The organism is Rhizobium sp. ZPR4, assembly GCF_040215725.1.
GTDB classification, from domain to species: Bacteria; Pseudomonadota; Alphaproteobacteria; order Rhizobiales; family Rhizobiaceae; genus Rhizobium; species Rhizobium rhizogenes_D.
Genome location: NZ_CP157968.1, coordinates 836,526 through 857,053 on the forward strand (window position 1 = coordinate 836,526; position 20,528 = coordinate 857,053).

Below are 20,528 nucleotides of genomic sequence, written 5' to 3' on the forward strand. Positions count from 1 at the left end.
CACCTCTTGGGGGAACTTGCGGCTCTTTCGCCGTTTTTCAAGGCACCTTAGACTTGCCGGATAACCGGGACCATACAATATAAATGACATATAATTATATCTGGGGCTCATAAATGCAGCGGGAAGAACTGGTCGATCTCAACGCCTTTGCTGTTGTGGCCGAGGAGAGGAGCTTTACGCGTGCCGCCGCGAAACTCGGCACGTCGCAATCATCCCTCAGCCATACGATCCGGCGTCTGGAGGCGCGGCTGGGCGTGCGCCTGCTGACACGAACCACCCGCAATGTGGCTCTAACGGAAGCGGGCGAGCGGCTGCTTGCCACTCTTGGCCCGGCGCTCGAAAGCATCGATAGCGAACTCGCTTCCCTGCGCGAGCTGCGCGAAAGGCCGGCAGGAACCATCCGCATCACCACCTCCGAGCACGCTGCCACCACCATTCTCTGGCCGGCCCTTGAAAGGCTCCTGCCGCAATATCCGGATATCCACGTCGAACTCAGCATCGATTCCAGCCTGCGCGATATCGTTGCTGATCGCTTCGATGCAGGCGTCCGGCTTGGCGAGGCGCTCGCCAAGGATATGATCGCCGTCAAGATCAGTCCCGATGTGCGCATGGTCATCGTCGGGTCCCCGGCATATCTCGCCAGGAATCCTCCGCCGAAAGCGCCGAATGAACTTGCCGAGCACAATTGCATAAATCTGCGTCTGCCGAGTTCCGGCGGCCTCTATGCCTGGGAGTTGGAAAAGGATGGGCGGGAGCTTCGTGCCAGGGTAGAGGGGCAGCTCGTCTTCAACAATGTCGGCATGATCGTGAGGGCTGCGAAGGCAGGACTGGGTCTTGGCTTCGTCATGGAAGATCATGTCGCGACCGATGTCGGGGAGGGGCGGCTTGTGCGCGTCATGGAAGACTGGTGCGCGCCGTTTTCCGGCTATCATCTGTATTATCCAAGCCGACGGCAGCCCTCCGCGGCTTTTTCTCTGCTGGTCGACGCATTGCGGTATCGCGGCTAGTTGCTCCCGGGAAGGGTGAACTGAGCCCCGCCGATCATGAATGCTGCAGTGCATGTGGCCAAAGACATGCGGCGACTGGGGAGAACCGTTCCTCACGGGCCACGCGGTTGCAAAATCGAACGATACCGGGCTGATTATCCGGATTTCCGAATTGTAAAATTGCAAATTGCTGCTTAATTCCTTTGCTGGATGCTCTTACATAGCGTGTAAAGTTATGTATCGGCTGCAAGCCGGCTGGGGGACTATGCATGCATCTTGATGACTATGCCGCACTCGGCCGCTCGGAGTTGCGCGTCAGTCCGCTTGCGCTCGGAACCATGACCTTCGACGAGGGTTTTGCTTGGAAGTCGCGCGAAAATCAGCCCGCGTCAGTCCTTGCGCGATATCTCGAACTGGGGGGCAATTATCTCGATACGGGCAGCGGGGCAAAAAAAGCGGGCGGCCAGACGGTTGTCGGCAGCTATGTCGCACAGAACGCGATCAGACGCGATCGTCTGGTCGTCGCCGCCAAGTTCAATGTTGAGTGGCATCGCGAAACGCTGGGCCGCAAAGCCGTGATAGACGGCTTCGAACAGGCTCTTCGGCGGCTGCGTACCGACTATCTCGATCTCTATTGGCTGGACAATTGGGACATACAGGTCCCTTTGGAAGAAATGCTGGAGGCGCTCCATGACCTCGTTCAGTCGGGAAAGCTGCGTTATTTCGGCATTTCCGATACGCCGGCGTGGAAGGTCGCGCATGCCCACCTCTTGTCGCAGTCCAACGGCTGGAAGCCGTTCATCGGTCTGCAGATCGAATATTCGCTCGCCGCGCGGCTATTTGAAATCGAGCTCATCCCTCTGGCGCGGGGATTGGGGCTTGGTGTCGTCTCCCATTCGCCGTTGAGCGGCGGTCTCATCAGCGGCCAATATACCCGCGCCAACAAAGCGGGCGTGAGGGCGGGGCATGCGGCACAATTGGCGCAAAGGCCCGACGAGCAGGATCTTGAAATCGTCGACGCCCTGTTCCGCGTCGCCGATGAACTCGGTACGACAACCGCACGCGTCGCCCTTGCCTGGGCAATGGCGCGCCTTGGCGTATCCTCAACGATTATCGGCGTTCACACGCTGGAACAACTCAATGAGGATATCGGCGCGCTTGAAGTTCGGCTTTCGCCGGAACAGACGGCGACTCTGGACGCCCTTACGATCCCCAATCCCGTCATTGCCCTGCCGCTGCCGTTGCAGAATGCAGCACCTCTGTGCTGCGTAGACTAAACCGTCGCTTGCGAGCGGTTGCCGACGCTGTCATCTGCTGACGGTCGTAATAGCTTTCCTTATCGGTTCGCTGGCCCATCTAATATTTCAGTCGTTTAAAGAGGCTTAGCATGAGTGCCGGGCTGCGGTCATCGGCAGATGAATGCGTGTGATGGCCTCAAAAAGGCTATTTTCCACTCGCACCAATAGTACATTCTGCCCTGCAAGCTATGCATTGCCGCCCTACTTCATTGTTCATGGTCTCGGTGGAACGCCGATACCTCCTCTTTTGAAAAGCTCAAGGAGATAAGAAATTGACAAGAACCGTGTCAAAGGCGCAGTCAAGGAGGCAAGCGGTTCCATCAAGGAGGCCGCAGGAAGGCTGACAGGAAACAATCGGCTCAAGATCGAAGGTGCCGCCGAAAAGGTCGAAGGCAAGATCCTGGCGCAAGTGGGCAAGGCCAAAGACCCCATCGACACGCGCTTCGCTGACGTCAAGCGCGTGCGAAACTTCGCCCCCGCGATTTATCGAGGCTTCCAATGCTTTTCCTGGCCAAGTCCCCATCGATGACGGCATCGTCGGATCGTTACGCAACCTGTGCGGCCATCCGCTGCCTGATCGCCTATGCCGAGGGACTTGAGGATTGTCATATCGAAGTTGCCGCCATGGAAGGCGCAATCGTTCTCTCCGGAGTGGCATCGACCGATGAGGCGCGGCAGCGGGCCATTGCAATAGCTGCCGAATATGCCAGGACCCGCGTCGTCAGCAATATCGCCCTGCGGGCCGATCGCGACCCTTCCAGCCATCCTCATCCGCAAATCGAGCTGTCGAATTCCCCTGCGCCGCCCGGACAGACCGCGGCGCCCAAAACGCCGAAGGAGACGTCATGAAAAAATTCATTATAGCGGCGGCGGCAATTGCAGTTGCCTTTGGTTCTGCGGCTTCCGCTGCCAGCACTCACTCCAAAAGGCAGTCGGCACAAGTGGTGTCCGAGCCGAAGCAAAGGCTCGGAACGCTGTCTTGCGAGGTCGCCGGCGGTGTCGGCATGATTATCGGATCGAACAAGGCGATCAGCTGCACATTCAAGCAGCGAACCGGCAGAGCTGAACGCTATACGGGCACAATCGGCAAGCTCGGCATCGATATCGGGGTCACCCGCAAGACCTATATGAGCTGGGTTGTCGTCAATACCGCGCCGACGCGTGTGGGCGACGGTGCCCTGGCCGGCACCTACGTCGGTGCTTCGGCAGGCGCTTCCGTGGGGCTCGGCCTCGGTGCGAACGCTCTGGTGGGTGGCAATTCCAAGAATTTCGCGCTGCAGCCGCTGAGCGCGGAAGCGGGAACGGGCCTGAACGTTGCAGCCGGCGTCTCGCGCCTGCAATTGCAGTCCGCCCGCTGAGGTCCGGAGTGCGTCTAGAAATCACGTCATGCCCGGACGCGACCTGAGTAGGGTCGCGTCCGGGCGTTTTATTCAGTCACTTCAAGCGATGTCGAAGCGGTCGGCGTTCATGACTTTGGTCCATGCCGCGACGAAGTCCTGTACGAACTTCTTCTCGGCATCGGCCTGGCCGTAAACTTCGGCGATCGCACGCAGCTGCGAGTTGGAGCCGAGGACGAGGTCGGCACGCGTTGCCGTCCACTTCACGTCGCCGGTCGCACGGTCGCGGCCTTCGAAGACGTCTTTGGCATCCGAAACGGCCTTCCACTCCGTCCCCATGTCGAGCAGGTTCACGAAGAAGTCGTTGGTCAGTGTTTCCGGACGCTTGGTGAGGACGCCGTGCTGGCTCTGGCCGACATTGGCGTTCAGTGCGCGCAGGCCGCCGATGAGGGCGGTCATTTCCGGAGCCGTCAGCGTCAGCAGATGTGCCTTGTCGATCAGCAGCTCTTCCGAAGAGACGGTATAGGCCTGACGCTGGTAGTTGCGGAAACCGTCGACGATCGGCTCGAGAACGGCGAATGCTTCGACATCGGTCTGTTCCTGCGTCGCATCGGTACGGCCGGGAGCGAAGGGTACGACCACGTCATGGCCGGCCTTCTTCGCAGCCTGTTCAATGGCAACCGAGCCGCCGAGAACGATAAGGTCGGCAATCGATACCGTCTTGCCGCCGGTCTGGGTATCGTTGAACTTCTTCTGGATGCCTTCGAGCGTGTTGAGCACGGAAGCGAGCTGGGCCGGCTGATTGGCTTCCCAGTCCTTCTGCGGCGCCAGGCGGATGCGAGCGCCGTTTGCACCACCGCGCTTGTCGGAGCCGCGGAAGGTCGAGGCCGACGCCCAGGCGGTCGAAACCAGCTGCGGGATCGTCAGGCCCGATGCGGCAATCTCGCCCTTGAGCGTGTCGACATCGTTGGCATCGATCGATGCGTGACCGGCAGCCGGGATCGGGTCCTGCCAGATGAGCTCTTCGCTCGGCACTTCCGGGCCGAGATAGCGCACGCGCGGACCCATGTCGCGATGGGTCAGCTTGAACCATGCGCGGGCAAAGGCATCGGCGAACTCGTCCGGATTTTCGAAGAAGCGGCGGGAGATCTTCTCATAGGCCGGATCGAAGCGCAGGGCGAGGTCGGTCGTCAGCATCGACGGAGCATGGCGCTTGGACTTGTCGTGAGCATCCGGGATCGAGCCGGCGCCAGCGCCGTGCTTCGGTACCCACTGATGGGCGCCGGCCGGGCTCTTCGTCAGTTCCCATTCATAGCCGAACAGGTTCCAGAAGAAGTTGTTGCTCCACTTGGTCGGCGTCGAGGTCCAGGTGACTTCGAGACCGCTGCCGATCGTGTCACCGCCCTTGCCGCTGCGGAAGCTGTTCTTCCAGCCGAGGCCTTGTTCTTCGATGCCGGCCGCTTCCGGCTCAGGGCCGACATGGGCGGCATCGCCGGCACCATGGGTCTTGCCGAAGGTATGGCCGCCGGCGATGAGGGCGACGGTTTCTTCGTCGTTCATGGCCATGCGGGCGAAGGTTTCGCGGATGTCACGGGCCGCTGCGAGCGGGTCGGGATTGCCGTTCGGGCCTTCCGGATTGACGTAGATCAGGCCCATCTGCACCGCTGCGAGCGGGTTTTCCAGATCGCGGTCGCCACTGTAGCGCTTGTCGCCGAGCCAGGTATCTTCCGCACCCCAATAGATATCTTCTTCCGGCTCCCAGATGTCTTCGCGACCACCGCCGAAGCCGAAGGTCTTGAAGCCCATGGATTCCAGTGCGACGTTGCCGGTGAGGATCAGCAGGTCGGCCCAGGAGATGCTGTTGCCGTATTTCTGCTTGAGCGGCCACAGCAGGCGGCGAGCCTTGTCGAGGTTGACGTTATCCGGCCAGCTGTTGAGCGGCGCGAAACGCTGCGTGCCGGAAGAGGCGCCGCCGCGGCCGTCGCCGGTGCGGTAGGTGCCGGCGCTATGCCAGGCCATGCGGATGAAGAGCGGGCCGTAATGGCCGAAGTCGGCCGGCCACCATTCCTGCGAATCCGTCATAAGGGCGGTGAGGTCCTTCTTCAGGGCCTCCAGGTCGAGCTTCTTGAATTCCTCGGCGTAGTTGAACGCCTTGCCCATCGGGCTGGAAAGGGCCGAATTCTGGTGCAGAATCCGAAGGTTCAGCTGGTTCGGCCACCAGTCGCGGTTCGAACGAGCCGAAACGCTCGTGTTCCCATGCGGAAACGGACACTTGCCGGCATTTTCGACTTTCGTATCCATAATTTTCTCCCTTACGATGATTTGATTTGTGACGACCGGAGAAGGAGCTTTGCCAGCCCGCCGGGAAATGGTCCGGCTCTAAAACGGGTATGGCGGCGACATGTCAGACGCATGAATCTCTCGTTGTTCTGGCCTCGCATGAAACGGAGGCGCGGAAGCAGGCAAAGCTTGGGTATCCTGCCTTCCGACCGGCCCGTGCATCGATGAACTGAACGCAGTCAATGCTCTCAATGTGAGCTTCATGTGACAGGCGGCCGCATCTCATCTCTGCTGCGGCACTATAGCCAAGGCTTTCCATTAATTTAAGTTGGATTTCCTGATTGGTGCGATAAGATAGGCTTATGGCAAACTTCACGCTTAAACAGCTTCGCTATTTCGAAGCGCTGGCCCGGCTCGGCCACTTCGGACGCGCCGCCGATCTATGCGCGATCTCCCAGCCCGCCTTATCGATGCAGATCAAGGAATTGGAGGAGCAACTCGGCACGAATCTTTTCGAAAGAGGCGCGAGACAGGTCCGGTTGACCAATTTCGGAGAAGCGTTCGCGATCCGCGTCCGCGACATCCTGCGCTCCGTCGACGAGCTGGGAGATCTTGCCCGCGCATCGCACAATCAGCCTGTGGGACGGTTGCGCATCGGTATTATTCCCACCGTCGCGCCCTATCTACTGCCGAGCATCATCGGCAATCTCTCCCGCATCTATGATGGGCTCGATATCCATGTGCGCGAGACCCTGACTTCGAAACTGGTGGAAGAGCTGGAGGAGGGGAGGCTGGATACGGCGATCGTTGCTCTGCCAATCTCCGAAGCATCTCTGACGGAAGTGCCGCTATTTGCTGAAAACTTCGTCCTGGTGCGGCCGAGCGAGGACGAAGGCAAGCCGGTGCCCAACCGGGAAGCGCTTCGCGAAATGCGGCTGTTGCTCTTGGAGGAAGGGCATTGCTTCCGCGACCAGGCGCTCTCCTTCTGCAATATACAGTCGGCGCTTCCCCGGGAGCTGATGGATGGCAGCTCGCTGTCAACGCTGGTGCAGATGGTCAGTGCCGGCATCGGCGTCACCTTGATACCGGAGATGGCGGTCGCGGTGGAAACCCGTTCGGCCTCGGTTTCGACCGTCCGCTTCCAAAGCCCGCAGCCGTCACGGACGATCGGCATGATCTGGCGCAGGACAAGCCCTCTGGTCAAACAGCTCATGCAGATTTCCGAAGTGGTGCGCGAGGCGGCCGACGCCATGCGCGAGCAGCATGATTCGATCTGGCGCAGACAGGATCTGGAGCTTGATAGCCGCCTGTAGCTGTGAAGGCGGCAAGGTCAGCAGGCAGGGGCGTATTGCTTGCGCCGCTGATGATCCAGTGCCGGGTTCATAACCCTTGCACCTCCGCATTAACGCTGTTTGCGGCTTTTCCACAGGCGCGCATATTTCAAACGATTGAAAAAATTTTAATCGTTTAAATAATTTAATGCCTTGATTTACAAAGAAACTCTTCCATGTCATGCCAGTGACGCATGACAATGGAGGTCGTGATGCAAGAGTTTGAAAACGTAAGAGATGAAATTCCTACGTATGTGATTGATCGCCTGGAAAATGAATGGCGGCTGGTGCAGGCTCAGAGCGTGCAGGTGAAGACCTCGCTGTCCACGGAAACGCCTGTCAAGGCCGCACCGGGAGCGCCCGACAGCCTGGCAGCCCTCGACAAATAATCCTTCGCGGAGACCGGATCGCGCCGAGCTTATCTGATGATGAGGCTCTGGCGAGGTCGATTGCGGCACTCCACTCCTTCACGTCATCTCCGAAAACGGCTCAGCCCCGGCTCACGGCCAGGGCTGTCGTTTATTCTGTCGCTTGTGGGGCCACGCACTTCGCGAAAGTGCTTCAGGCGTCGAGATAGCGCTCGGTCAACCGTGCCCACATGGCGGCGCCAACGGTCAGGCTTTCGTCAGCGAAATCATACTTGGCGCTGTGCAGGATGGCCGAATTCAAGCCATTGCCGAGGCGCAGGAAGCTGCCGGGCTTGTGTTCCAGGTAGTGAGAGAAATCCTCGCTGCCGGGGATCAGGCCGCAGGTGGTGACCTTGTCGGCGCCGACGAGCTCTTCGGCGACCATGCGCGCGAATTCCGTTTCCTTCTCCGAATTGACGACGACCGGATGGCCGTGGACGTAGTCGATCTCGACGCTGGCGCCATAGCCGTCAGCGATGGATTCTGTCAGCTTGCGAATGCGAGCCTCGAGCAGTTCGCGCACCTTCGGATCGAAGGAGCGGACGGTGAGCAGCATCTTCGCGCTTTCGGGAATGACGTTCGAAGCCTCGCCGGCATGGATGGCACCGACGGTCACGACGGCCGTCTGCGTCGGGTCGACGCTGCGGGCAACGATCGTCTGCAGGCTGACGACGAGATTGCACGCAACGACGACGGGGTCGATGGTCAGATGCGGGCGGGAGGCATGGCCGCCCTTGCCCGTGATAGTGATCTCGACCGTATCGGCTGCCGCCATCAGCGGGCCGGAGCGCAACAGCCAGGTGCCTTCCGTAGCACCCGGATGATTGTGCAGCCCGTAAATGACGTCGAAGGGAAAGCGTTCGAAGAGGCCATCCTTGATCATTGCGGGAGCGCCGCTGACGGCCCCCGCTTCTTCGGCCGGCTGGAAGATCAGGTTCACCGTGCCGTTGAACCGGCGGGTGCGGGCGAGATATTCGGCCGCCCCGAGCAATATGGTCGTATGGCCGTCGTGGCCGCAGGCATGCATCTTGCCGGGCGACCTGCTGGCGTAAGTGGCGCCGGTCTGTTCGGTGATCGGCAAGGCGTCCATATCGGCGCGGATCGCGATGCTCTTCTTGCCGGCGCCGACAGTCATGCGTGCAACGACGCCATGGCCACCGACATTGCGTGTGACTTCATAGCCCCAGCCTTCCAGCTTCTCGGCAACGAAACGCGCGGTTTCCGCCTCCTCGAAGGAGAGTTCGGGATTGGCATGCAGATGCTGGCGGATGCCGGTCAATTCGGCCTTCATCGGCTCGAAGTCCGAGAGGCGGGCGAAATCGTTGTCTAGGGTCATGGCTATTCCAATGGTTCGCTTGTGCCGCCATTCGCCATAAAGCGTGCGGGCTTCACTGATGATGGAGCTGTCGCGCTAGATGAAGCGCGACAGGAAGCTTCTGGTGCGCGGATGCTGCGGATTGCCGATCACATCCTCGGGCCTGCCCTGTTCCACGATCTTGCCGCCATCCATGAAGACGACGCGGTCGGCCGCTTCGCGGGCAAAACCGATCTCGTGGGTGACGACGATCATCGTCAGGCCCTGGCTGGCGAGATCGCGCATGGTCGACAGCACCTCGCCGACCAATTCCGGATCGAGCGCCGACGTCGGCTCGTCGAACAGCATCAGCTTCGGCTTGATTGCGAGCGCTCTTGCAATCGCCACACGCTGCTGCTGGCCGCCGGAAAGCTGCCTTGGGTAGTTGTGAGCCTTGGCCGACAAGCCAACGCGGTCGAGCAGCGCCAGCGCATTCTCGGTCGCCTGCTTGCGGCTTTCGCCATGGATGCCGATCGGCGCCTCGATGACATTTTGCAGCGCCGTCATATGCGGATAGAGATTGAACTGTTGGAACACCATGCCAATCTTGCGCCGCTGCAGCGCGATCGCATGATTCGACAGTTTGACCAGTCGGCCCTTGTTCAGCCGATAACCGATCTGTTCGCCGTCGACTTCGATCGAGCCGCGATTGATCGATTCCAGATGGTTGATGCAGCGCAGGAAAGTCGACTTGCCGGAACCGGAGGGTCCGAGGATGACGACCACTTCGCCCGGCGTCACATCGAGATCGATGCCTTTCAGCACTTCGAGATTTTCGAAGGACTTGTGGACGTTGCGTGCCTGTACCAGCGGGTTCACATTGACGATCGAGTTCATAGGAGCGTTCATTGGCCCGCCTCCTGTGCCGGTACGAGCGCCGGCGCACTCTCCTTTACAGCCTTCGTCGCGCCTGTACGGCGGTCGGCGCGGCTATAGTAGCGCTCGATATAGCTCTGGCCAATGTTCAGCACCGATGTAATCAGCAGATACCAGATGACGGCGACCAGCAGCATTGGGATGACTTCGAAGGTGCGGTTGTAGATCGACTGCACGGAATAGAGCAGATCAGCCATGGCGATGACGCTGACGAGCGAAGTCGCCTTGATCATGCTGATGAGCTGGTTGCCGGTCGGCGGCACGATGGAGCGCATGGCCTGCGGGATGATGATGCGGCGCAGCGCCCGGATTCTCGTCATGCCAAAGGCTTCCGCAGTCTCGAACTGGCCCTTGTCGACCGAAAGCAGGCCGCCGCGAATGATCTCGGCCATATAGGCCGCTTCGTTGAGAGCGAGGCCGGCGATTGCTGCTGTCATTGGGCTGATAACGGAATTCGTGTCCCAGTTGACGAAGGTCGGGCCGAAGGGGATGCCGATCGACAGCGTCGGGAAAAGCGTCGAGAGATTGTACCAGAAGATCAGCTGCACGAGCAGCGGCGTGCCGCGGAAGAACCAGATGAACAGGGACGCGAGTGTGCTTGCCAGCGTGTCTTTCGACAGCCTGGCGATCGCCAAAAGCAGGCCGAACACGATGCCGAGCGCCATGGCGACGACGGTCAGGCCAAGCGAAACATAAAGGCCGCTGATGACGACGGGATCGAAGAAATATTGCCCGACGACGTGCCAGCCGAAATTCTCATTGCGGGCGACCGACCACGCCCAATAGGCCGCGATCAGGAGGGTGACGACCCAGGCCGCCACACGGCCCTTCGGGAACGGTGTGTGGGCATTCGCCACATCTCGTTCCGCCGCATCGCCAGATGGCGATGCGATGTCTTTGGCATTTGTGCTCATTTCGGCAATATCCCGCCAAGATTGATACCCGGCTCCTTGATCATATTGTTCTCAAGGCCCCATTTCTTCATGATGGCGGCATAGGTGCCGTTGTCCATAAGAACCTTGACGGCATCCTTGAGGATAGGTCCGAGCGATGAGCCCTTCGGCACCACGGCGCCCTGATAGAGATCTTCGAAACCGTTCTTCTGGCCGACGCCGGTCAGTTCCAGCTGGCCGCTGGCCTGCGAGACGAAATAAGTGAGCGGCGCCTGCGAGGAGAAGAAGGCGTCAGAGCGTTTGGAGCGGACGGCGAGAATGGAGCTCGGCTGGTCGGTGAAGGACTGAACCTCGATCGCGCCCTTGCCGTCGGTCTTGCACTTCTCGGCCTGCACCTGGATCACCTTTTCGGCCGACCCGCCCGCCATGACGGCAATGCGCTGGCCGCAGGCGCTGTCGAGCGAGGTAATGCCCTTCGGATTGCCCTTCTGGACGGCGAAGACGACGAATTCCTGCACCCAGTCGACGAAGTCATTGGCTTCCTCGCGGCTCTTGAAATCGCCGATCGGACCGAAGGCGAACTGATAGCGGCCGGAATTGATGCCGGCGAGGATGGCAGGCAGGCCGCTGACGCTCTCATGCTCGATCTTCACGCCAAGCACTTCGCCGATCGCGTCGGTCAGATCGGCGCTGGCACCGGTCAGCTTGGTGCCGGTGACGATTTCATAGGGAGGGAAAGAGCCGTTGTTGACGGAGATCATCTTGCCCGATGTGCGGATCGCTTCCGGCAGCTTGGCCTGCAGATCCTTGTTGACCGAGAGTTTCGGCAGGCTTGCATCCTCAGCGAAGGCGGCGCCCGACATCATCAGGCTTGCCAGGGCGACGTAGGTCATTTTCTTCAGCGACATGTTCATTCCCCTTTTTGCTTTGTGTCTCTGATTTTTCAGTCGATGGTCAGGCAGCGCTCGTCCGGCTGCCATCGACGTCGAACGGGAAGAGTTCTTCCGGCGTCATCAGCCGCGGCAGGATACCCTGCACATGCAGCTCCCCAGCGAAATCTGCGATCATCTTACGGTTGGCGGCAAAGCCGCTCGCATCCCAGCCCTCAGGCAATTCGACCGCCGATTTCAGGAGTTCGTCGAGCATGAAGGGCGTGGTGTCGGCATATTTGCGCCGCTTGCTGAGCCACACACGCTGCGATTCATCGATGAGGGCGCTCAGCTCAGCCATGACCCACGGATGCTCGGCGGCAAACTCCGCCTTCAATCCGATCAGGTGCATACCCGGTACATAGCCCACATCGGCGAAATAGCGATGTTCGGCGGCGCGGAAATCGGAAAGCACCTGGCGGAAACCGGAATTGCCGGCGAAATAACCGTCCGGCATGAAGGGCGTGAAGATCGCGTCAAGCAGGCCTTCCTTCAAAAGCTCCACCATCGGCCTTTCGCCGGGTGCGGCCTCGATGCGGCCGGGGCGGCCGAAACCGTCGAGGCGATCGGTGATCGGATGGGCTTCGGTGAGACGGCCGGCATACCACATGGCATCTTCGACGCCGACGCCTTCGCGCCGCAGTGCTGCCCGCGTCCAGGTATTGCCGGAGTCGCGCCAGCCGGTGACGCCGATGCGTTTGCCGGCAAGTTGGGCGAAGTTCGTGATCGGGCTGTCCTTGGTGGTGATGACGCAGCGATGGCGGAAGCCGCGCATGATGAAATTCGGAATGCCGACGACGCTCGCGTCACCGTCGATGCGCAGCTGCGTATAGCGGCTGAAGGAGGTTTCCGCGGCATCATAGGCATCGCTCTTGCCGACATGCGAGATCAGCGTGCCGACACGGTCCACCTTGATGTCGAGCTTGCGGGAGGAGACGTCACCCAGGACCAGAGGGGTCATGTAGTCCCAGTCACGGAGAGCAAGTCGAAGAGTAAGGGCCATGAAATTCACTCGCGGGAAAACTTGTTTTCTCAACGACTAAATGTTCAATATAAGTCGATCAAATATTATTACGTTATTGAACATTAAAAATGGTGCGAAAATGAGCGAAGATCGGGACGCGAAATGGTTTGCCGAAAAATTGAGCGATCGGACCATTCGTGGCATTGCACTTGAAACGAGCGCGCTCATTCGCGCCGGGGCGCTGCCTGTTGGCACCAAGCTGCCGTCGATCCGCGACCTTGCCTTTGTCCTTGGGGTGAGCCCGGCAACCCTATCGGAAGCCTGGAGCGAGCTCAGGCGTCAGAAGATCATCAGCGGACGAGGCCGGAATGGTACATGGGTCAGCGGCGACCGCTTTGTTGCCAAGCCGGCGCGGCTGGCAAGCGTCGGCGACTACGGTTCCGACGCCCTCAATCTGACGGCCGCCGTTCCCGATGTGCAACTGCTGCCGAAGCTCGAGGCGGCGATGGCCTATGGCGCCTCGGCCGAGAATCTCAACAGCTACGAGCGCAATCGCATCCTGCCGGAGCTGGAAAGCGAGGTCAGGAAGAGCTGGCCCTATGAGCCAGAGGCCTTCCTGGCAACGAATGGCGGCTATAATGCCGTCTACACTCTGATCAATGCCCTCGTCATGCCGGGTGCCGCCGTCGCGATCGAAGACCCGACAGGCATGCGGCTTCTCGATATTCTCGAGGATCGGGGTGCCCGCATCATTCCGGTGAAATGCGATGAGGAGGGGCCGCTGCCGTCTTCGCTGGAGGAAGCGTTGAAATACCGCCCGGTCGCCTTCATCTTTCAGCCGCGCATCCATTCTGTCACGGGCCAAAGCGTCAGTGCGGCGCGCATGGCGGCCATTGCCGAGATCCTTCGCGACAAGGATACGTTGATCGTGGAGGACGATGGTATCGCCGATATCTCGATGGCGCCGCGCCATTCGATGGGGAGCCTTTTTCCCGATCGGGTCATCCATATCCTGTCGTTTTCGAAAACGCACGGGCCGGATCTGCGCCTCGCGGTCTTGTCGAGTTCGCGGGCGATCATCGATCAGATCCAGTCCTATCGCAGCTTCAGCTCCGGCTGGACCAGCCGTATTCTGCAGGCGGCGGCGGCCTGGCTGCTGCGCGATCCGGCGACGGCGGCATGCCTCGATCATGCCCGCAAGACCTATCGGGAGCGCCGGGCCGGCCTCATCGATGCGCTTGGCGAGCGTGGCGTCGATGCAAAACACGGGGAGGGGCTGTGTGCCTGGGTGCCGGTCTCGTCGGAGCCCTTCGCAATGGTGACGCTTGCCGCCCGAGGCATTGCGGTGCATCCCGGTGCCAAGTTCTCGATCTTGCCCAGCAGTCATTTGCGTGTCGCGACGGCCAAACTCTCGGAGCGGCGTGACTATGTTGCGGATGCCATCGCACTTGCCGCTGTCCACACGTGAATGGCAATGCTACCGGCTCGAGGTCGCACCCACGCTTTTGGGCGCCTCCCTCCAGGGGGAAGCATACCTGACGAGGATAGTCGCAAGCTTGGCCGAGATAAGCGCAATGATGGAGATCGCGACGAGGTAGATTGCGATGTAGACGGGTTGCGGCAAGTGGATATTGCGCATCAGATGCCCGTAGATCTCGGTGAAACCGCGATGGCACATGTAGATCGGATAGGAGAGGTAGCCGAGAAAGATACCGAGCCGCTGCAGCTTGGCCGGCAGTTCGAGCATTGTGCCTGCAAGGACGATGAGCGGCGAGATCAGGATGCAGAACACCAGCGCGTATTTCAGCGAATAGGTGGGGAGAAACAGCAAGATCAGGATCGCTGCGATCGGCAACAGCGCGGCATAGGTGTTCACCGTGTGGCCGAGCGCTGCGACGTTTCGAAGCCGATAGATGATCATTCCGAGCGTGAAAGAGAAGAAGACGCGGGCAAAACCGCCATCCACGGAGTGCCATTCCCAACCGAGATCGAGCGATTTGTGGAAGAAGACCGAGCCGATCAGCGTCGCCAGAGATGCGGCGGCTATGAGGACGAGGCTTCGCGTTTTCAGTCGGAAAAGCACCAGCGCGAAGACCAGATTGGCCAGCAACTCCCAAAACAGCGACCAGGCGGGGCCATTTAGCGGATAGAGCGCCAAGATGTCTCCGGCCGATCGCGTCAGAAAGCTCGGCGAAGGCAGCATGAACACGGTCGTAAGGATGCTTGCGGCAAGATCGGCCCGCCCGACGCCTGCCGCCTGCCAATGCAGCAGCAATTGCACAAGGCCGTAGACGCTGCCGATGAGGAATAGCGGATAGAGGCGCGCGTAGCGGGCCTTCATGAACGCCAGCACGGTCATGCCGCCGGCGAGCTTTTCGCCATAGGCTCTGGCGATGACGAAGCCGCTGAGCACGAAGAAGAAATCGACCGCGATGTAGGCCGAAGGCGCATAGGGCCTGTCAAGGTGGTAGACGACGACGGCGAATGCCGCCAGGCCGCGCATCGCATCCAGGGCCGCGTATCTATGTTTCGTTGCATCAGCCGGCATTCATCGAAACCTTGTTGAGCGAAAGGATTGCCGTGACTATCCGGCGGCGCGCGCGCCGAAGAATTCGTTTCTCAGATTGCGGTCGAGCGGGCGTACCCGCGAAAGGTTACCCAGGAATTGGCGGGGGCTTGTCAGCACCGACCGGTTCAGGAAATGGGTCCTGATAAGATTGGAGGACTTGCTGTGGGCGCCGGCATGGCCGACCCGATAGATCGCACCGCGGAAGGGAAGCGAACCGAGCGGCGAGCCCCCGTCGGCCAGCAGCTTGCCGATGCGCACATGGCTGCCGAGCATGGATTTGATGTAATCGATCTCGGCATCCTCGAAGGTCGCCGGCAGGCGATAGAGATCGGAGCGGATGATCAGCGACGTGCCGCAATAATTGGCGAAGTCGTTGTGATGCAGAAGCAGCCGGCCGCCTTCGTTCCAGAGATAGCCCCGGTCGATCTTCCAGCCATTGGCGTCGGAATTTCTGGCGGCGAAATCGACGATGTTGGCGCTGACGAAATCATCGTCGTCGACGATCATGAAGAAACGTGTATCGCGCGCCGAAAGCATGCCGCTCAGCACGCGGCGGCCTTTGTCCAGCCGAAAGGCGTCGTAGACCTTCTCGCGATCGGCGCCGTTGATGTCGTGGAGCTGGTTTGGTGGAAATGTCACGCGCTCGGCCGTAAAATTCGGCGGCAGATCGGGCAGATCGGCGCCTTCATTGGCGACGACCACGCCGCGCCAGTTATTGTTGGATTGCCCGGCGATCGATGCGATCGTTTGTGACAGTCGTTGTTTCAGCGCGGGCCAATCGTTGGAATTGGCCTGATGGCGAACGGGAATGATGAACGTAACCAGTGTCATGAGGCGCCTTTCCGACATTTGCTATTGCTACCGCAGGGATCGAAGGCCCCATGTGGAATGCCATGCTTCGATCCGATGGCCACGATGCCTTGCTACTGTGCCCTTGCACGGCGACCTTGCAGTGTCGTCCGCACGAGGAAGAGGACCCTTTCTCTGCATAAGAGAAGGATGAGACCCGAATAGGTGAGGCCGCCGACCAAGATTTCGCAGATGAGACGTGTTGCGAGGGAGCGGTCGTACAAGGCCGACGAGGCTGCCAGCACCACGACAAGCATGCCGAGATAGGCGGCTATGGGCCGCAGGAACTGGCCGAAATATTCCAGAATGCTGAGACCAATCAAACGCGACACCATCCAAAGCGTCACCGGCCAGAGCATCAGCACCCCGACCATGAGCCCGAAGACGACGGTTGCGACACCATATTTATGGAGGATGAAAACGGTGAGGATCGAGACGACATTGCGCACCAACTGATAGTAGAACCACCAGTCGGATCTACCCTGGCTGGTGATCAGGGATGCCTGGATGATGCCGATGCCGGCCATCAGGCCGATCACGCAGAAGAAGCGAACGGGCCAGACGGCGGCCGCCCAATGCGGTCCGAAGATCAGCGGAATGGCATCGTCGGCGACCGCCGCCAGTCCCATGAAGGCCGGAAACGATACCAGCGAGCAGCCGAAGGTCGCCATGAGAAAGGCTTCGCGCACTTTGTCCTTATCGTGCTGCAGGGAGGAGAGCAGCACATGGCTGACCGAATTCAGTCCGCCCGCCACGACGTTGTTGAGCATCTCATAGAGCCGTCGGGCGAAATTATAGATACCGAGAGCGGCCGGGCTTACCAGCGTGCCGATGATCAGCTGGTCGAGATTCATGGTCTGGAGGAAGCGGTTGCCCGAGGCGAAGATGCCGTAATGCAGCAGTTCGCGCAGGCTTGAGAACTTTACCCTGAAGCCAGGCAGCCATTTTGCGCCCCAGAAAGCGGCGATGCAGGCGGCCGCCGGCGCGGCGATCTGGGCGATCGCAAGCGCCCACAGGCCAAAACCCGCAAAAACCAGCGAGAGACAGATAACCGCCGAAACAGAGGTGGCGATCGCGGTGCGGGCTGCAGCAAGATGAAAGGACATCGTCCGGCCGATCAGGGCGTTGGGGACGATGATCATCATGTCGAAGAAGATTTTGAGGCCGATGATCAGCAGCAGCTTGACGATATCATCGTGTCCGAGCCAATGGGCGAGAAACGGTGAAAGCAGAAACAGCGCGGCATAAAGGATGGCCGCGGAGACGAAGGATAGCCAGAAGACCGTATCAAGGTGGCTGCGTCGAATGGATTTCTGCTGGATCAGGGCCTCGCCGAAGGCCGTCGGTCCGAAGCCGGAGGCGAAACTGACGATAGCGAAGGCGAGCGCTACCAGACCGAAATCCTGTGGCAGAAGAAAACGGGAGGTGACGACGAAGACAAGGCTGTTGAGTGCCGTCGGGATAAGCGTATCCAGCGCCGACCAGAAGGCGCCCCTCAACGCGGCCCGCGATCGGTTTTCGCTCAGATGTTCAAAGACGACTTCATCCGCTTCGGACGCCAGCAAACGCATACCTCGCCGTTTTAGATCTGCAGCGGATGCCGGAGTTCCAGCGCCCGCCATTGCCGCTTCGCCATCGTTCGATGGAGCAGGACGGCGTGTTGGATGCTTGATTTAGGCCAGCCCCTCGATTTGTCTAGGGAGGATTGTTGCATTGCAACATTGCGTTGCCGAAAGTGATCTCGCGATCAAGGCAAACGCGAAATCTGTCGCTTCAGAGCGGCGAAACGCGCCGCCTCTATTGTGCGGCCGAGCGTACCCTTGGCTCGTCCCATTCGATTTCGGGAGCAGCATCGGCTTCGTGCTGGGGCTCGATCATCTCGTAAAGATAGCCTTCGAGCATGTCGCAGGCGCGTTCGCTGGCGCCGATCTTGGCTTCCGTTTCGCTGATGGCGGTGGCGATCGCCTTGATGCGGGCGCGCAGCATGTGGCCGACCACATCCTTGCCGGGGCGCTGACCCAGCCGGTCGAGGTGAAGGCCGATACGACTGGAATGCCGCTCGAGCTCGCTCTTGCTGAAATTCGCCTTGCGAATTTCTTCCAGAAGGCTTGCCCGCATCTTGGCGACCGGGTCGAAAGTGCCCGGCTCGCGCTCGTCCAGCACTATCTCGGTGATGAGTTTCTCGATGGCGACCAGCGCCTGCAGGTCGACGGCGTCGGTCAGTTCGACGTCATAGCCGGTATCGTCAAAGACCTTGCGGCGCACGGGATCGAGAAGCAGCTCATAGGCCTTCTGCAGCTGCGCGAAAGCCTCGGTGTCGCCGCCGGAATCCGGGTGGGCTGCCTTCGCGCGCTTACGATAGGCTGCCTTGATCTGCTCTTCGCCCGCATCACGCGCAACGCCGAGAATATCGTATGGATCAGTCACTCCAACTCCTGCCGCCGCTATTCCTGTTTTAAGGCCCTTGCCGCTGATACTGCCGGCGCGGTTTAAACTTCCCGCCAGCCCGTTTCAATCGGGTCCGGCGCTATTTGTACCATCACAAAGGCAGAGTTTGGACAAAAAGAAGCCCATGTCAAAGATGAACTGTCTCGTGCATGGAAATGTGCCGGCCTAGATCGTCCGGTCGAAGAAGACGGTCGAGCCTGCCTGTTTCAGTCGATAGAGCTGGGCGGGGCGATTACTGGCGCGACGCATTTCGCCTGTGATCGGCTCGATGAAATCGACTTCCGCGATGCGTTTGCGAAAGGCAGATTTATCGAGAAGGCGGCCGAGAAGCCGCTCATAGACAGCCTGCAATTCGCTCAGAGTGAATGCTTCCGGCAAGAGATGTACCGGCAGGGTCGTATATTCGACCTTGTTGCGCAATCTGGTGATCGCCGCCTTCAGAATAGCGGCATGATCGAAGGCGAGGGGCTCCGCTGTCGTGTCGCCTGCGATCGGATGCCAGGCGACATCCGTGACGTTGCCGCCATGCTGTAGAATGACGGCATCCTGCGCGATCAATGCCATATAGGTGACGCTCAGGCTCCAGCCGCGAGGATCTCGCGCCGCATCCCCGAAAACGCCGACCTGCTCGAAATAGGGCGCGGCAACGCCGGTCTTCTCGCTCAGCACGCGTTTTGTCGCTGCTTCGAGGTTACGGTCTTCGTCGACATGGATCCAGCCGCCAGGCAATGCCCAGTGACCGGAAAACGGCTCCGCCCCGCGGCGCGCCAGCAGAACTTCAAGCCCATCCGACGTCAACGCGAAGATTGCGAGATCGACCGAAACGATCGGTCTTTGGTGAAGGTCTTCGGTGTTGCTCATGACTGCAAACATAGCGCGACCGCCTCTTAGTGTAAAGTTTCAACTAACTTAGTTGACAAAATACAATAAGTCGTGTTTGTTGGCGTCATCGCAGTTTGCAACGCCGCTTTTCAGGAGGCAGTCATGTTCGGATTTCGTTTCATCAAGGCTCAACCGACCCAGTATGTGATCCAGTATCAAGGAGGCCGGCCGCAGCGCGAGGGCGCGGGGCTTTCGTTCTGGTATTTCGCGCCGTCGACCTCGCTGGTCGTGGTGCCGACGGCCAGCGTCAACGAGCCCTTCATCTTTCCGGAGGTCACTTCGGATTTCCAGGAAGTCACGGTCCAGGGGCAGATCACCTATCGCATCGCCGAGCCAAAGCGGACGGCGGAACTGCTTGATTTTTCGCTCAATGCCAAAGGCGTCTACGGCTCGGAAGATCCGCAGAAGCTGTCGCAGCGGTTGATCGACCAGGTTCAGGTCGTCATGCGCGCTGAGGTGCAGGCCCTGTCGCTGAAGGAGGTGCTGGCGGCCGGCGAACTGCTGGTCGGGCGCGTGGCAACCACGCTGCACGGTCATCCGGTGCTGCAGGCGCTGGGTCTAGAGCTCCTGAGCCTGTCGATCCTGGCGGTGAAGCCAAAGCCCGAAACCGCCAAGGCACTGGAAGCCGGCGCGCGTGAAGCGCTGCTGCGCAGCGCCGACGAAGCGATCTATGCCCGCCGCAACGCAAGCGTCGAGCAGGAGAGGACGATCAAGGAGAATGAGTTGGCGACCGAAATCGCCGTCGAAAACAAGAAGCGCCAGGTCCGTGAAGCGCAGATGGATGCGGAACGCTCGGTCCAGGAGCGGCAGCTGCAGATCCGCCGGGAGGAGATGACCGGCAGGATCGCGCTTGAAGAGCAGAACAAGGCGCTTGTCGCACTCGCTTCGGGCAACGCCCGTGAGGAGGCAGACGCCAAGGCCTATGGCCTGGCTGCCATGATGAAGTCGTTCGGCGATGCCGATCCCAAGATGCTGCAGGCGCTGGCTTCGGTCGGCATGGACCCCGGCCAGCTGATGGCGCTCGCCTTCCGCGATCTTGCCGACAACGCCACCAAGATCGGTCAGTTGAACGTCACCCCGGATCTCCTGCGCGAAATGCTGCAGCCGCAGGCAAGGGGGTGAGCC

Annotated in this window: 20 protein-coding genes; 9 read left to right on the forward strand and 11 right to left on the reverse strand. The window is 60.1% G+C overall.

Annotated elements, in window-relative coordinates:
* Nucleotides 1–113 precede the first annotated feature (113 nt).
* From ABOK31_RS23415 to ABOK31_RS23435, 5 genes are all read left to right on the forward strand, one after another.
* Nucleotides 114–1,007, forward strand: coding sequence for a LysR family transcriptional regulator (locus ABOK31_RS23415; RefSeq protein ID WP_349961146.1), 894 nt, complete (start codon nt 114–116; stop codon nt 1,005–1,007).
* A 248-nt stretch (nt 1,008–1,255) separates the two neighbouring features.
* Nucleotides 1,256–2,263, forward strand: coding sequence for an aldo/keto reductase (locus tag ABOK31_RS23420; protein WP_174182026.1), 1,008 nt, complete (start codon nt 1,256–1,258; stop codon nt 2,261–2,263).
* Nucleotides 2,264–2,624: 361 nt separating this feature from the next.
* Entirely contained in the window at nt 2,625–2,813 is a 189-nt protein-coding gene (locus ABOK31_RS23425; RefSeq protein ID WP_350019304.1) for a hypothetical protein, read from the forward strand.
* A complete protein-coding gene (locus ABOK31_RS23430) occupies nt 2,783–3,133 on the forward strand; it encodes a BON domain-containing protein (protein WP_349961149.1) in 351 nt (116 codons plus the stop codon). The genes ABOK31_RS23425 and ABOK31_RS23430 overlap by 31 nt, the downstream gene beginning before the upstream one ends.
* Nucleotides 3,130–3,642: a DUF992 domain-containing protein gene (locus ABOK31_RS23435; RefSeq protein WP_349961151.1), complete on the forward strand. Its 513-nt coding sequence runs from the start codon at nt 3,130–3,132 to the stop codon at nt 3,640–3,642. Before ABOK31_RS23430 ends, ABOK31_RS23435 begins: the two co-directional genes overlap by 4 nt.
* 81 nt (nt 3,643–3,723) lie before the next feature.
* On the opposite strand, the gene katG is transcribed toward ABOK31_RS23435, so the two are convergent.
* Complete coding sequence (gene katG, locus ABOK31_RS23440; RefSeq protein WP_349961153.1) at nt 3,724–5,922, reverse strand: catalase/peroxidase HPI; 2,199 nt, start codon at nt 5,920–5,922, stop codon at nt 3,724–3,726.
* Between the two features lie 341 nt (nt 5,923–6,263).
* Here katG and ABOK31_RS23445 point away from each other — a divergent pair, with 341 nt between their 5' ends.
* The gene (locus ABOK31_RS23445; protein WP_349961156.1) at nt 6,264–7,214 is read left to right on the forward strand and encodes a LysR substrate-binding domain-containing protein; all 951 of its coding nucleotides are present in this window, start codon (nt 6,264–6,266) and stop codon (nt 7,212–7,214) included.
* A gap of 230 nt (nt 7,215–7,444) precedes the next feature.
* The gene (locus ABOK31_RS23450; RefSeq protein WP_349961159.1) at nt 7,445–7,621 is read left to right on the forward strand and encodes a hypothetical protein; all 177 of its coding nucleotides are present in this window, start codon (nt 7,445–7,447) and stop codon (nt 7,619–7,621) included.
* Nucleotides 7,622–7,793: 172 nt separating this feature from the next.
* Here ABOK31_RS23450 and ABOK31_RS23455 read toward each other — a convergent pair whose 3' ends face one another.
* The 5 genes from ABOK31_RS23455 to ABOK31_RS23475 form a co-directional block, all read right to left on the reverse strand.
* Entirely contained in the window at nt 7,794–8,975 is a 1,182-nt protein-coding gene (locus ABOK31_RS23455) for a M20 aminoacylase family protein (protein WP_174182041.1), read from the reverse strand.
* Nucleotides 8,976–9,050: 75 nt separating this feature from the next.
* Nucleotides 9,051–9,830: an amino acid ABC transporter ATP-binding protein gene (locus ABOK31_RS23460; protein WP_349961272.1), complete on the reverse strand. Its 780-nt coding sequence runs from the start codon at nt 9,828–9,830 to the stop codon at nt 9,051–9,053.
* A gap of 8 nt (nt 9,831–9,838) precedes the next feature.
* Nucleotides 9,839–10,783 carry an amino acid ABC transporter permease gene (locus ABOK31_RS23465; RefSeq protein ID WP_349961161.1) on the reverse strand — a complete coding sequence of 315 codons (945 nt, stop codon included), beginning with the start codon at nt 10,781–10,783 and terminating at the stop codon, nt 9,839–9,841.
* Nucleotides 10,780–11,670 carry an ABC transporter substrate-binding protein gene (locus tag ABOK31_RS23470; RefSeq protein ID WP_349961162.1) on the reverse strand — a complete coding sequence of 297 codons (891 nt, stop codon included), beginning with the start codon at nt 11,668–11,670 and terminating at the stop codon, nt 10,780–10,782. Before ABOK31_RS23470 ends, ABOK31_RS23465 begins: the two co-directional genes overlap by 4 nt.
* A gap of 46 nt (nt 11,671–11,716) precedes the next feature.
* Entirely contained in the window at nt 11,717–12,694 is a 978-nt protein-coding gene (locus tag ABOK31_RS23475) for a nitrate ABC transporter substrate-binding protein (RefSeq protein WP_349961164.1), read from the reverse strand.
* Nucleotides 12,695–12,794: 100 nt separating this feature from the next.
* On the opposite strand from ABOK31_RS23475, the gene ABOK31_RS23480 reads away from it, so the two are divergent.
* A complete protein-coding gene (locus ABOK31_RS23480; RefSeq protein ID WP_349961167.1) occupies nt 12,795–14,123 on the forward strand; it encodes a PLP-dependent aminotransferase family protein in 1,329 nt (442 codons plus the stop codon).
* Nucleotides 14,124–14,132: 9 nt separating this feature from the next.
* Here the strand turns inward: ABOK31_RS23480 and ABOK31_RS23485 are convergent, their stop codons facing one another.
* The 5 genes from ABOK31_RS23485 to ABOK31_RS23505 form a co-directional block, all read right to left on the reverse strand.
* Complete coding sequence (locus tag ABOK31_RS23485; RefSeq protein WP_349961168.1) at nt 14,133–15,203, reverse strand: acyltransferase; 1,071 nt, start codon at nt 15,201–15,203, stop codon at nt 14,133–14,135.
* A gap of 36 nt (nt 15,204–15,239) precedes the next feature.
* The gene (locus tag ABOK31_RS23490; protein WP_349961171.1) at nt 15,240–16,055 is read right to left on the reverse strand and encodes a galactosyl transferase; all 816 of its coding nucleotides are present in this window, start codon (nt 16,053–16,055) and stop codon (nt 15,240–15,242) included.
* 92 nt (nt 16,056–16,147) lie between these two features.
* Nucleotides 16,148–17,644 (reverse strand): lipopolysaccharide biosynthesis protein, encoded by a 1,497-nt coding sequence (locus ABOK31_RS23495; RefSeq protein WP_349961172.1) that lies wholly within the window; start codon nt 17,642–17,644, stop codon nt 16,148–16,150.
* A 226-nt stretch (nt 17,645–17,870) separates the two neighbouring features.
* The gene (locus ABOK31_RS23500) at nt 17,871–18,500 is read right to left on the reverse strand and encodes a DnaJ domain-containing protein (RefSeq protein ID WP_174182056.1); all 630 of its coding nucleotides are present in this window, start codon (nt 18,498–18,500) and stop codon (nt 17,871–17,873) included.
* A 186-nt stretch (nt 18,501–18,686) separates the two neighbouring features.
* Nucleotides 18,687–19,394, reverse strand: a complete 708-nt coding sequence (locus ABOK31_RS23505; RefSeq protein ID WP_349961174.1) for an NUDIX domain-containing protein — start codon at nt 19,392–19,394, stop codon at nt 18,687–18,689.
* Between the two features lie 111 nt (nt 19,395–19,505).
* Between ABOK31_RS23505 and ABOK31_RS23510 the strand changes: the two genes are divergently transcribed.
* Complete coding sequence (locus ABOK31_RS23510; protein ID WP_174182058.1) at nt 19,506–20,525, forward strand: SPFH domain-containing protein; 1,020 nt, start codon at nt 19,506–19,508, stop codon at nt 20,523–20,525.
* The last annotated feature ends 3 nt before the right edge of the window (nt 20,526–20,528 follow it).

What these genes read in the sequence shown, in the direction of transcription:
- ABOK31_RS23415 (WP_349961146.1), top strand. Translation starts at nt 114, where the DNA reads ATGCAGCGGGAAGAACTGGTCGATCTCAACGCCTTTGCTGTTGTGGCC.
- ABOK31_RS23420 (WP_174182026.1), top strand. Translation starts at nt 1,256, where the DNA reads ATGCATCTTGATGACTATGCCGCACTCGGCCGCTCGGAGTTGCGCGTC.
- ABOK31_RS23430 (WP_349961149.1), top strand. Translation starts at nt 2,783, where the DNA reads ATGCTTTTCCTGGCCAAGTCCCCATCGATGACGGCATCGTCGGATCGT.
- ABOK31_RS23435 (WP_349961151.1), top strand. Translation starts at nt 3,130, where the DNA reads ATGAAAAAATTCATTATAGCGGCGGCGGCAATTGCAGTTGCCTTTGGT.
- katG (WP_349961153.1), bottom strand. Translation starts at nt 5,922, where the DNA reads ATGGATACGAAAGTCGAAAATGCCGGCAAGTGTCCGTTTCCGCATGGG.
- ABOK31_RS23445 (WP_349961156.1), top strand. Translation starts at nt 6,264, where the DNA reads ATGGCAAACTTCACGCTTAAACAGCTTCGCTATTTCGAAGCGCTGGCC.
- ABOK31_RS23450 (WP_349961159.1), top strand. Translation starts at nt 7,445, where the DNA reads ATGCAAGAGTTTGAAAACGTAAGAGATGAAATTCCTACGTATGTGATT.
- ABOK31_RS23455 (WP_174182041.1), bottom strand. Translation starts at nt 8,975, where the DNA reads ATGACCCTAGACAACGATTTCGCCCGCCTCTCGGACTTCGAGCCGATG.
- ABOK31_RS23460 (WP_349961272.1), bottom strand. Translation starts at nt 9,830, where the DNA reads ATGAACTCGATCGTCAATGTGAACCCGCTGGTACAGGCACGCAACGTC.
- ABOK31_RS23465 (WP_349961161.1), bottom strand. Translation starts at nt 10,783, where the DNA reads ATGAGCACAAATGCCAAAGACATCGCATCGCCATCTGGCGATGCGGCG.
- ABOK31_RS23470 (WP_349961162.1), bottom strand. Translation starts at nt 11,670, where the DNA reads ATGTCGCTGAAGAAAATGACCTACGTCGCCCTGGCAAGCCTGATGATG.
- ABOK31_RS23475 (WP_349961164.1), bottom strand. Translation starts at nt 12,694, where the DNA reads ATGGCCCTTACTCTTCGACTTGCTCTCCGTGACTGGGACTACATGACC.
- ABOK31_RS23480 (WP_349961167.1), top strand. Translation starts at nt 12,795, where the DNA reads ATGAGCGAAGATCGGGACGCGAAATGGTTTGCCGAAAAATTGAGCGAT.
- ABOK31_RS23485 (WP_349961168.1), bottom strand. Translation starts at nt 15,203, where the DNA reads ATGCCGGCTGATGCAACGAAACATAGATACGCGGCCCTGGATGCGATG.
- ABOK31_RS23490 (WP_349961171.1), bottom strand. Translation starts at nt 16,055, where the DNA reads ATGACACTGGTTACGTTCATCATTCCCGTTCGCCATCAGGCCAATTCC.
- ABOK31_RS23495 (WP_349961172.1), bottom strand. Translation starts at nt 17,644, where the DNA reads ATGCGTTTGCTGGCGTCCGAAGCGGATGAAGTCGTCTTTGAACATCTG.
- ABOK31_RS23505 (WP_349961174.1), bottom strand. Translation starts at nt 19,394, where the DNA reads ATGTTTGCAGTCATGAGCAACACCGAAGACCTTCACCAAAGACCGATC.
- ABOK31_RS23510 (WP_174182058.1), top strand. Translation starts at nt 19,506, where the DNA reads ATGTTCGGATTTCGTTTCATCAAGGCTCAACCGACCCAGTATGTGATC.